Origin of the sequence: Streptomyces sp. NPDC048352, from assembly GCF_040651895.1 — a bacterium.
Classification (GTDB): Bacteria; Actinomycetota; Actinomycetes; order Streptomycetales; family Streptomycetaceae; genus Streptomyces.
The window spans coordinates 17,205-28,380 of record NZ_JBEZKZ010000021.1 but is presented as its reverse complement, the minus strand read 5'-3'; the positions used below and the strand labels follow the sequence as shown (position 1 = coordinate 28,380).

The following is an 11,176-nucleotide window of genomic DNA, read 5'->3' as shown; positions in this document are numbered from 1 at the left end:
TCCGCGGAGGCGGGCGGAGCGGGCGGACAGCGGCGTTGCCGGGTCGCCCGCCCCGTCCGCCGACTACTGTTTTCCCCGTACACGCGGGTGGGGGGAGTGCAGGGCTGATGAGTCGTCGGACCGGCGGGTTGATCGGGGTCTGGGCCGAGGCCCAGCGACAGCAGCAGCAGACGCAGCTGATCCAGACGCGCGAGGCGGAGCGCCGGCAGCGGGCGTACGCACGCGACGCGGCCCGGGACCGGCGCGAACAGCAGGCCGCCTACCGGCAGCACCGCGAGGCGGAGGCGCGCCGCCGGACCGAGCAGCTCGACGCGCAGGTGGCGGCCCTGCAGGGGCTGCTGGCCGCGGGGTGCCGGGCGCCCGCCTTCCGGATGGCCGCCCTGGTACGGGACGAGCGGCTCCAGCCCTTCGACCCCGGCGGCCTCGCCCACCCCGTGCCCATGCCCCAGCTCGCGCAGTTCCACCAGCAGGACGGCGGCTGGGCCCTGGGCTCGCGCGGCCGGGCGGAACGGGAGGCCCACGACCGGTACACCCGGGCCTGGCAGGCCGCGCACGCCGCCGAGCAGGAACGGCTGCGGCAGCTGGCGGCGTACCGGCAGCAGTACGACCAGTGGGCGGCGGAGCAGCTCGCGGGGATCCGCCGGCACAACAGCGGTCTGACCGAGCTGGCGGGCGCGCTGCGCGCGGGCGATCCCGAGGCGGTCGTGGAGTACTTCTCGGCTGCCCTGTACGCCTCCTCCGCCTGGCCGGGGGAGCTGCCCCGCCAGGTGTCGGCGGCGTACGACCCGGCGGCGCGCCAGCTCGTACTGGACTGGGAGCTGCCCCGGTTCGAGGTGGTGCCGCAGACGAAGTCCGTGCGCTACATGCCGAGTACGGACCAGGACCGGGAGACGGCGCGGCCGGCCACGCAACGCCGGGCGCTGTACCGGGACCTGCTCGCGCAGTGCCTGCTGCTGGTGCTGCGCGAGCTGTACGCGGCGGACGAGTTCGGCGCCCTGGACTCCGTGGTCGTCAACGGGTTCGTGGACGACCACGATCCGGTGACGGGCCGGGAGGCGCAGCTCGTCCTGGCCACCGTTCAGGCGGCGCGCACCGCCTTCGCCGGGCTGCGGCTGGAGCAGGTGAGCGCGGTGGACTGCCTGGTCGAGGGGCTGCGCGGGCAGTTGTCGGCGCGCCCCGACCAGCTGACGGCCGTCCGGGCCGGCCGCCGGCCGGGCGAGGTCGGCGGGGACGTCGTCAGCCACGGCGGTCACGACGGGGGCGAGGAGGACGAGCCGGACCTCTTCCAGATGGACCCGATCGCCTTCGAGAACCTGGTCGCCGAGCTCTTCCGGGCGATGGGCATGGAGGCGGTCACCACGCAGCGGTCCGGCGACGGCGGCGTGGACGTCGAGGCACTGGACCCGGCGCCGATCCGGGGCGGGCGGATCGTGGTGCAGGTCAAGCGCTACCGCAACACCGTGCCGCCGACGGCGGTACGGGACCTGTACGGCACGGTCCAGGACAAGGGGGCGAACAAGGGGGTGCTGGTCACCACCGCCTCCTTCGGGCCGGGGTCCTACACCTTTGCCAACGGCAAGCCGCTGGAGCTGGTTCCCGGCGCTGACCTGGTCGGGCTGCTGCACCAGTACGGCCTGCGCGGGCGGCTCGGCGGTGGCGTAGCTGCCGCAACCCGCGATGTTCCCGCCCAGCGGACGCCCGAAGCCGCTCCTCCGGTGGAACACAACGTACTCGGCATGTCCTGGTCAGGGTCGGTGGCACTCGACGTGTGCGCATTGGTCTGCACGGGCGGCCGGGTGCTGAGCGAGGGCCACTTCGTCTTCTACAACAACCGTCAGACCCCGGACGGTGCGGTCCGGGCCTCCGCGCCCTCGGCACCCGACAAGGCCGCGCTGGAGGTCGCCTTCGACGCCCTGCCGACCGAGGCGGACCGTCTGGTCCTGGTGGCTGCGATCGACCCGGACGTGGACCCCCACGCCGACCTGGCCCGTTTCACCGATGCACGGATCCGGCTCCTGGACGCGGGCGGCGCGGAGACCGGGCAGTTGGAGGTCTCCGACGGCCGCGCCGGTGAAACGGCCCTGGTGCTGGGCTCGTTCCGGCGGCGGGTCAGCGGCGACTGGGACTTCGTGGTCGGCGGCAAGGGCTACCGCGGCGGCCTGGAGGCCCTGCTGGGCGACTTCGGCGTCGAGGTGGCCTAGGCCGGGGTCTCGTCCTCCGCCGAGGGGGCGTCCCCGCGGTCCGCCGCCGCGACGTAGCGCAGGACCGCCCACATGCTCTCGGGCCGGGCGTCCTGCGGGGCCGGCTCGCGGCAGGCGGCCAGCTCGCGCAGCAGGGCCGGGGCGTCGATGCCGGAGCCGATCAGGACGAGCTGCGTGCGGCGGCGCTCCCCCCGCCCCCAGGGGCTGGGGCCGAAGCGCAGGAAGCGGCCGACCGCGTGGACCTCGTACCGTTCCTCGTGGCCCGGCACGCCGAACCACACGAAGCCCTTGATCCGGTAGAGGCCGGCCGGGCGGCGGTCGAGGAAGTCGATGAGCCGCCGCGGCGACAGCGCCTGGTCGGAGGTGAACTCGACGCTCTCGTAGCGGGTGTGGGCGTGCCCGGCGTGGTCGTCGTCCCCCGGACGGGCCTCGGCGAGCAGGTCCTCGAAGGACAGCTGGCCCCGCGTCTCGGTCCAGGGGCGGCGGTCGAAGAGCAGTTCCGGGTCGATCCGCCCGTGGTCGGCGCCGACCAGGGGTGTCCCCGGGGCGCAGAGCGCGGCGATCTCCGCCTCGATGCGGGCGCGTTCGGCGGAGTCCACCCGGTCGGTCTTGTTGAGCACCACCAGGTCGGCGACCGACAGGTGGCGGTCGGTCTCGGGGTGCGCGGCCCGCGTCCGGTCGAACTCGGCCGCGTCGACGACCTGTACCAGGCCGCCGTAGCGGATGGCCGGGTTCTCGTTGGCCATCAGCATCCGGACCATCTCCTGGGGCTCGGCGAGCCCGCTGGCCTCGATGACGATCACGTCGATGCGGTGGACGGGGGCGGCCAGCTTGTCCAGGTACGCGTCCAGCTCGCTGCCGTCGACCGCGCAGCACAGGCAGCCCCCGCCGAGGGAGACCATCGAGTCGCCGACCTGTCCGGCCACCGACATCGCGTCGATCTCGATCGATCCGAAGTCGTTGACGACGACCCCGATCCGGGTGCCGCCCCGGTTGCCGAGGAGGTGGTTGAGCAGGGTGGTCTTGCCGGAGCCGAGGAATCCGGCGAGGACCACGACGGGAATGGGCTGGACGCTGTTCACCCGGACGATCGTAGTCAGCCCAGGACGGGTACCGGCTGCGGCGGCGTCGGTCCGGTGTAGCGCGCGGCCGGGCGGATGATCTTGGAGTCGGCGGCCTGCTCCAGGACGTTGGCGCTCCAGCCCACCACCCGGGCCGCACAGAAGGTCGGGGTGAACATCCCGCGCGGCAGTCCGCACAGCTCCATGACCACGCCCGCGTAGAACTCCACGTTGGTGTGCAGCTCGCGGCCCGGCTTGAGCTCGGCGAGGATCTCCTCCACCTGCCGCTCGACCTCGACGGCGAAGTCCACGAGCGGCCCGCCGAACCGCCGGGCGATGTCCCGCAGCATCCGCGAGCGCGGATCCTCGGTGCGGTAGACCGGGTGCCCGAACCCCATGATCCGGTCCCCGGCCAGGACCCGCTCCCGGATCCACGGCCCGATCCGCTCCACGGTGCCGATGGCGTCGAGGGTGTCCAGGGCGCGGCTGGGGGCCCCGCCGTGCAGCGGGCCGGAGAGCGCGCCGACCGCCCCGGTGAGGCAGGCGGCCACGTCGGCACCGGTGGAGGCGATGACGCGGGCGGTGAAGGTGGAGGCGTTGAAGCCGTGGTCGACGGTGGAGATCAGGTACTGCTCGACGGCACGGGCCCGGGCGGGGTCGGGCTCGCTGCCGGTCAGCATCCACAGGTAGTTGGCGGCGTACGGGAGGTCGTCGCGCGGCTCGACCGGCTCCAGACCCTGGCCCAGCCGGTGCAGGGCGGTGAGCAGGGTGGGTACGGCGGCGCAGGCGGCGAGCGCGTCGGCGGCCCGGCGCTCGGGGGTGAGGTCGTAGACCGGGCGGAAGCCGGCACTGGCGCCGAGTAGCGACAGCGCGGTGCGCAGCCCGGCGAGCGGTCCGGAGGGGGCGGTGGCGCGGGCGAGGGCGGGCAGGGTGTCCCGCACCTCGGCCGGAAGGTGGCGCAGCGCGGCGGTCTCGGCGGTGAAGGCGGCCCGCTCGGCGCCGTCCGCGGGGAGCGTGCCGCGGAACAGCAGGTGCCACACGTCCTCGAAGGTGCGGCTGGCGGCGAGCTCGACGGCCGAGTACTGGCGGTAGTGGTAGAAGCCCTCGCGGCCCCGGACGTCACCGAGCCGGGTGTCGGTGACCACGACTCCCGCGAGACCGCGGGGTACTTCGACGGTGGTGTTCATGCAGGGACCATCCACCCTTGACCGGATCGATGTCAATGTTGATTCGATCAATATATATAGGCTGGGTGTCATGAGTGATCTGGCCGGGGAGCGGCCCTCCGACATCAGCGCCGGGATACGGCTCACCACTCGGGAAGCGGCGCAGCTCCTCGGGGTGAAGCCCGCGACCGTGTACGCGTACGTCAGCCGCGGCCAGCTCGGCAGCCGCCGCGATGCGGCCGGCCGGGGCAGCACCTTCGACGCGCGCGAGGTGGAGGCCCTGGCGCGGCGCAGCCGGCGCGAGGCCGCCGGCCCCGCCGGGGAGCTCGCCGTGCGTACCGCGCTCACCCTCATCGAGGCCGACCGGTACTTCTACCGGGGCGTCGACGCGGTGGAGCTGGCCTCCCGGTACGCCTACGAGGAGGTCGCCGAGTGGCTCTGGACGGGCAGCCTGCCGCACGGGGCCCGGTTCACCGCTCCCCCTGAGGCCCTCGCCGCCGCCCGGCGGGCGGTGGCCGCGCTGCCCGACCACGGCGGGCCCCTCGACCGGCTCCGGGTCGCGGTCGCCGCCGCGGCGGTGGTGGACCCGCTGCGCTTCGACCTGTCCGAGGAGGCGGTCCTCGGCTCCGCGCGCTGCCTGATCCCGACGCTGGTCGGCGCCCTGCCCGAGGCGGCCCCGGCCGTCGCCCCGGCTTCCGTCCCGGCTTCCGTCTCGGGCGACGGTGACGGCGACCGCGACGGCGACGGCGACGGACGCCTAGCCCGGGCGCTGTGGCCCCGCCTGACCGGGCGGGAGCCGGACCCGGCGGCCGTGGACGCCCTGGACCTGGCCCTGGCCCTGCTGGTCGACCACGACCTGGCCGCCTCCACCCTGGCGGTACGCGTCGCCGCCTCGGCGCGGGCCCATCCGTACGCGGCGGTCTCGGCCGGGCTCGGCGTGCTGGAGGGCCCCCTGCACGGTGCGGCCGGGCGGCTCGCGCACCGGATGCTGGCGGAGGTGCTGGAGCGGGGCGGCGCCGCGCCGGTGGTGGCGGAGCACCTGCGCGCGGGGCGCCGGGTCCCCGGGCTCGGCCACCGGCTGTACCGGGGGGAGGACCCGAGGGCGCGGGCGCTGTTCGGGAGGCTGGAGGCGCTCCCGCAGGCCGCCGCGGCGCTCGGCGCGGCGCGGGACGTGGCCGCGGTGACGGCCCGGCACGGGCTGCACGCCAACGTGGACCTGGCGCTGGCGGTGCTCACGGTGTCCTGCGGGATGACCGCCGAGGCCGGGGAGACGGTCTTCGCGGTGGCCCGGACGGCGGGCTGGATCGCGCACGCGCTGGAGGAGTACCGGGAGCGCCCCCTGCGCATGCGCCCGAGCGGCCACTACACGGGCCCCCGCCCTCCCCGCCCGCTGCCCTGACGGGCGGGTCAGGGCCCGGGGCCGCGCCACCGCTCCTCGATGGCCCGGGCGCGGGCGAAGTGCTCCGCGGCCTCCGCGTCGCGGCCCAGCAGGACGGCCAGTTCGCCGAGGGTGCGGGCCACCGGGCGGACGGCCACCGTGAACCCGGAGGAGGGCGGCGGGGCGTCCCGGTAGGGCAGCAGGGCCTCGTACAGCTCCCGCGCGCCCCGCCGCTCCCCCAGCAGCACCAGGGTCATCGCCCGGAAGGTCCCGAACACCTTGAACAGGTAGTCCGTGCGCAGCGGTCCCGCCAGGGCCAGCACCTCCCGGGCCTCCCGCGCCTCCCCCGCCGCGGCCAGCGCCGGCGCGAGCAGGTCGGCGGCCGCCGGCCCGAACGCCGCGTACACCTGCCGGGCCCACGGCAGCGCCTGCGCCATCCGGCCCTGGCCGGCCCGCAGCGTCGCCGTCGCGATCACCAGGTGCCCTTCCGCGTGCGGCGAGCCCTGCCGGGCCATCCGCGCCGCCGACTGCCGGTAGCGCAGCTCCGCCTCCCCGGTGCGCCCCTCTATGTGCGCGAGGGTCGCCGCCACCGTCTCCCCGACGGCCATCGGACCCGGCATGCGGTACGTCCGCGCGAACTCCGTCCACTGCTCCACGAGCCGGTGCACGCCGGCGACGTCGCCCTCGGCGGCGAGGGCGGTGGAGCGGACGAACATCCCGTACCACTGGTGGGACGGCAGGTCGTGCTCGGCACCGAGCTGTTCGAGTTCGCGCCCCAGGGCGGCCCGTTCCGGCCCTTCCAGGTCGGCGTCCAGCTCCTTGACCAGCGTCGCGAGCGCGCCCGCCCGCAGCACCGGGTCCCCCGCCTGCCGGGCCAGCACCAGCGCCTCGCGCGCGGCGGCCCGTACGGCGGGGACCTTCGCGTCGGACAGCTCGGCGGCGTACGCGCACAGCAGCCGGCAGCGTACGGCCGGTTCCAGGCCGGTCCGCGCCAGCAGCCGCTCCAGCTGCTCCACCACCGGACGGTCGACCACGCCGTAGGGCCGCGTCTGCCACGGCGTCGGCTCGCTCCAGGCGGTGAAGGCCCGGATCAGGAGCTCCTCCCGGCCGGCCGCGACCGCCCGGTCGACGGCGGTGCGCCGGGTCTCGCGGGCCGCGGTGACCGCCCCGGCCCGCACCTGCGCCCGCAGGAGCCGCCCGAGCAGCTCGGCGCGTTCGGCCTCGCGGTCGCCGCCGTGGGCCGCGGGGAGGCGCTCGGCGCAGGCCACCGCGTCGGCCAGTCGGCCCGCCGCAGCCTCGTGCGCGTACCGGGCCTCGGCGAGCGCGGCGGCCCGCAGGCAGTAGTCCACGGCCTTGGCGGCGCTCGCCGAGGAGGCCGCGCGCGCGAAGTGGTGGGCCAGCACGGACACGTCGTCCGGGGCGAACCGTTCCAGGGCGGCCCCGATCCGCGCGTGCATCCGAGAGGCCCGCAGCCGGCTGAGGTCGGCCAGCAGGGTGTCGCGGACCAGGGCGTGCGCGAAGCGGACCCGTCCGGGCCCGGGCTCGACCAGCAGCCCGGCCAGCAGCCCGGCCTCCAGGGCGGCCAGGACCGCGTCCTCGTCGGCGTCGGCCGACTCCACGAGCACCTCGACGGACGACTCCCGTCCCGCGAGGGCGGCCAGGCGCAGTACGGCGACCACCGCTTCCGGGAGTCGCCCGAACCGGCGGCGCAGCACGTCCCGTACCCCCTCGGGCACCTCGGACAGCGCCACCAGCGTCCCCTCGCCGCCGAGCAGCCGCGCGCTCTCCCGCACGTAGAAGGGGTTGCCTCCGGTGCGTTCCGCCAGCGCGGCCACCGTCTCCGGGTCGACGTCCGGCCCGCCCAGCGCCCGCACCACCTCGGCCACGGCCTCCTCGGGCAGACCGCGCAGGACGACCCGGGCCGGGGAGCGGCGCGCGAGGCCGGCGAGGGTGTCGCCGAGCCGCCCCTCCACCTCGTCGGGGCGGTACGCGGCCACGAGCAGCAGCGGCGTCCCGGGCGCGAGTTCCGTCACCCCGGACAGCAGGGAGAGGGTCTCGGAGTCGGCCCAGTGCAGGTCGTCCAGGACGACGGCGACGGGCCGCCCCCGCGCCGCGCCGGCCAGCCACTGCCAGACGGCCCGGTGCAGCCGGAACCGCCCGGCGGCGGCGTCCTCCCCGTCCGGCCGTACGCCCTCCGCCAGCAGCGGCGCGAGCACCGCGGCGGTCCCCGGGTCGGGCGGGGCCGCCGCCTCGACGGTGCGCAGCGCCTCCACCCAGGCCCAGGCGGGCGGCGCCCCTTCGGCGTCGGTGGTACGGCCCACGGCGACGAGCCAACCCTCGGCGCGCAGCCCCTCGCCGAGCCGGTGCAGCAGCGCCGACTTGCCGAGCCCCGCCTCGCCCGTGACCAGGGCGACGGCCGGTCCCGCCGCCCGGGCGCGGTGCGCGGCCCGCGTCAGCTGCCCGAGCTCGGCCTCCCGCCCGACGAACAGGCCGCCGTCGCCCGGACCGCCGACATCCGGAGCGCCGGTACCCGGGGTGCCGGCATCCAGGGTGCCGATACGCGGACCGCCGACATCCGGGCCGCTGGTACGCGGACCGCCGGTATTCGGGGGGCCGGTAAGCAGGCTGCCGGCGGCCGCGGGGCCGGTACGCGGGCCGCCCTCACCCCGGACGCCGGCCTCCTCGCCGGCGGGCACCGGGCCGTCCGCCGGAGCCACGGGGGTCCGGGCGGCGGGGGTCCCGGTCCCCGCGGCAGCCGTCGCCTCGCGCAGCGGCGTGTCGTCCTGGGCCAGGACCGCACGCTCCAGCGCGACCAGGGCCGGGCCGGGATCCAGCCCCGCTTCCTCGGCCAGTGCGGCCCGCGCCCGGCGCAGCGTCGTGAGGGCGTCGGCCTGCCGCCCGGCCGCCCAGAGCGCGAGCGCGTGCAGCCGCCAGGCCTCCTCCCGCAGCGGCTCCTCGCCGGTGAGCAGCGCCGCCTCGGAGACGGCCGCGGCCAGGTCGGGGGCCCGGAGCGCCGCGGCGACGGCGAGCTCCCGCGCCGCCAGCCGGAGTTCGCCGAGCCGCATGATCTCGGGATGGCTCCACGGCTCGTCCGCGGTGTCCGCGTAGGCCTGGCCCCGCCACAGCGCGAGCGCCTCGCGGAGCAGCCCGCGCGCGGTCCCCGGCTCGGCGGCCAGCCGCTCGCGGGCCTCACCGAGCAGCCCCTCGAACCGCCAGGCGTCGACGGCGTCCCCGGGCAGCCGCAGCGCGTAGCCGGGGGGAGCGCTCACGAGCAGCCGCGCGGGGGCGCGGGGGGCGCGGCCCGGCTCCAGCAGCCGGCGCAGGTTGGAGACGTAGGCCTGGAGGGAGGCGACGGCCCGGGCGGGGGCGGCGCCCTGCCAGAGCTCCTCGATCATCCGGTCGACCGATACGACCCGGCCGCGCGCCGATACCAGCAGCGCCAGCACGGAGCGCTGGCGGTGGCCGCCCAGGGGGACGGCTTCGCCGTCCCGCTCGGCGGTGAGGGACCCGAGTACGCGTATGTGGACCATGGCCGGTCCAATCTAAGCCGGACCGGCCAATTCCCCTCCCCGGGAAGCCAGGTGGTGTCCCCGGAGCCGGTTCCAAGAGGCTTCCAAGAACCTTCCATGAGCCAGCCGCGAGTCTCTCTCCATGAAGACGACACGGGAACGCACCGCCCCCGCCCCCGACACCCACGAGATGGTGGTCATCCACCGCGGTCTGCGCCGGGAGGCCCGCCTGCTGGTCGAGCTGATCGCCGCCGTTGAGCCCGGGGACACCGCCCGGGCCCGGGTGCTGGCCGACCACTTCCGCGACTACCGGCTCGGCCTCGACAACCACCACCACGGCGAGGACGAGCACCTGTGGCCCCCGCTGCTGGCCCGTGTCGATCTCGAAGCGGACCTGGTGCTGCGCATGGAGGCCCAGCACGAGCGGATCGCCGCGAGCCTCACGGCGGCCGAAGCGGCCCTGCCCGCCTGGGAGGGCGGGGCCGGCGAGGCCGAGCGCGACGCCCTGGTCGCCGTACTCGCCGAGCACCGCGCGGTCCTGGTCGAGCACCTGGACGACGAGGAGGCCTTCCTCCTCCCGCTCGCAGCCCGGCACCTGTCGGCGCACGAGTGGGGCGCGCTGGGCGAGCACTTCATGACGAGCACGCCCAAGCCCAAGCTGCTGTTCTTCCTCGGCATGGTCCTCGAGGACGCCGACCGTGACGAGCGCGCCGCGATGCTCACCGCCCTGCCGTCCGCCGCACGCCTGCTGTGGCACGCCGTCGGCCGTCCCGCCTACGCACGCAGGGTGCGCACCGTCCGCAGCTCCGCCCGCTGACCCGCCCCGCACGTCCCCTTCCCGGAGAGCCCGCCATGTCCCTCAAGCACCTCACCACCGCCCTGGCCGCCGTCGGCGGCGCGTTCATCCTCTTCATCGGCCTCAGCTACCTGCTCGCCCCGCAGGCCACCGCCCCCGACTTCGGCATTCCCACCTGGCCGCGGCAGGAGGGCGCCGCCTTCCTCGCCGTCAAAGGGGTACGCGACATCTCGACCGGCCTGGTCATCCTGGCGCTGCTGCTCACCGGACACCGCCGGGCGCTCGGCTGGGCCATGGCCGCGATCGTCTCCGTCCCCGCCGGCGACATGGTGATCGTGCTGACCAGTGGCGGACCGGCCGGCACGGCGTACGGGGTGCACGGCTTCACCGCCCTGGCCGTCGCGGTCACCGCCGCCCTGCTGCTGCGCGAACGCCCTGCCGCGCCCGCCCTCACCACCCCCGCCTCCGACCCCGCGCGCTCCGCCTGAAAGCGAGACCCCCGATGTCCCTGATCCCGCCCGCCCGCGAAGGCTCCTTCAACCGGTCCGTCATCGTCCGCGAGGCCGAGGCCGAGACGCTCGGCGCCGCCCCGACCACCATCCGGCTCCTCGCCGACAGCAGCTCCACCGGTGGCGCCCTCTCCACCCAGCGCGTGAGCCTGCTCGACGGGGCGAACGGCGCCGCGCCCCACCGCCACTCCCGCTCCGCGGAGCTCTTCTACCTCCTGGACGGCACCGCTCAGCTCCTCTCGGGCGACCAGGTCGTGACCGCCGGGCGCGGCGACCTGGTGATCGTCCCGCCCGGCCTCGACCACGCCTTCGCCGCCGCCCCCGGCGAGGACGCCGAGATCCTCATCGTCATCACCCCGGGCATCGAGCGCTTCGAGTACTTCCGCCACCTGGAGCGCATCGCCTACGGCAAGGTGCCGCCGGAGTCCCTCCTGGACGTCCAGGAGCTCTACGACACCCACTTCTCGCGCAGCGAGCCGTGGGACCTGGCCCGCAGGGCCTGACGGGACGCCCCGCGGGCCCTGGGGTGGGCCTTCTCATAGACCGGAGAAATTCC

Annotated in this window: 8 protein-coding genes; 5 read left to right on the top strand and 3 right to left on the bottom strand. The window is 76.1% G+C overall.

Translation table 11 applies throughout. The features are described from left to right. Positions 1 to 107: 107 nt before the first annotated feature. Positions 108 to 2,201, top strand: a complete 2,094-nt coding sequence (locus AB0D45_RS13950; RefSeq protein WP_362458245.1) for a restriction endonuclease — start codon at positions 108 to 110, stop codon at positions 2,199 to 2,201. On the opposite strand, the gene AB0D45_RS13945 is transcribed toward AB0D45_RS13950, so the two are convergent. After that, on the bottom strand, positions 2,198 to 3,283 hold the full coding sequence (locus AB0D45_RS13945; RefSeq protein WP_362458242.1) for a GTP-binding protein: 1,086 nt from the start codon (positions 3,281 to 3,283) through the stop codon (positions 2,198 to 2,200). The two genes, AB0D45_RS13950 and AB0D45_RS13945, sit on opposite strands and share 4 nt — an antisense overlap. A 14-nt stretch (positions 3,284 to 3,297) precedes the next feature. Further along, the gene (locus tag AB0D45_RS13940; RefSeq protein WP_362458239.1) at positions 3,298 to 4,449 is read right to left on the bottom strand and encodes a citrate synthase/methylcitrate synthase; all 1,152 of its coding nucleotides are present in this window, start codon (positions 4,447 to 4,449) and stop codon (positions 3,298 to 3,300) included. 70 nt (positions 4,450 to 4,519) lie between these two features. On the opposite strand from AB0D45_RS13940, the gene AB0D45_RS13935 reads away from it, so the two are divergent. Further along, entirely contained in the window at positions 4,520 to 5,827 is a 1,308-nt protein-coding gene (locus tag AB0D45_RS13935; protein WP_362458236.1) for a citrate synthase, read from the top strand. Positions 5,828 to 5,835: 8 nt separating this feature from the next. On the opposite strand, the gene AB0D45_RS13930 is transcribed toward AB0D45_RS13935, so the two are convergent. Continuing rightward, a complete protein-coding gene (locus tag AB0D45_RS13930) occupies positions 5,836 to 9,336 on the bottom strand; it encodes a BTAD domain-containing putative transcriptional regulator (protein ID WP_362458234.1) in 3,501 nt (1,166 codons plus the stop codon). Positions 9,337 to 9,457: 121 nt separating this feature from the next. On the opposite strand from AB0D45_RS13930, the gene AB0D45_RS13925 reads away from it, so the two are divergent. The 3 genes from AB0D45_RS13925 to AB0D45_RS13915 are packed head-to-tail and all read left to right on the top strand — an operon-like array spanning position 9,458 to position 11,123. Continuing rightward, the gene (locus AB0D45_RS13925; protein WP_362458231.1) at positions 9,458 to 10,132 is read left to right on the top strand and encodes a hemerythrin domain-containing protein; all 675 of its coding nucleotides are present in this window, start codon (positions 9,458 to 9,460) and stop codon (positions 10,130 to 10,132) included. Between the two features lie 35 nt (positions 10,133 to 10,167). Further along, a complete protein-coding gene (locus AB0D45_RS13920; protein WP_362458228.1) occupies positions 10,168 to 10,599 on the top strand; it encodes a DUF4267 domain-containing protein in 432 nt (143 codons plus the stop codon). Between the two features lie 14 nt (positions 10,600 to 10,613). Beyond that, entirely contained in the window at positions 10,614 to 11,123 is a 510-nt protein-coding gene (locus AB0D45_RS13915) for a cupin domain-containing protein (RefSeq protein ID WP_362458225.1), read from the top strand. Positions 11,124 to 11,176 lie beyond the last annotated feature (53 nt).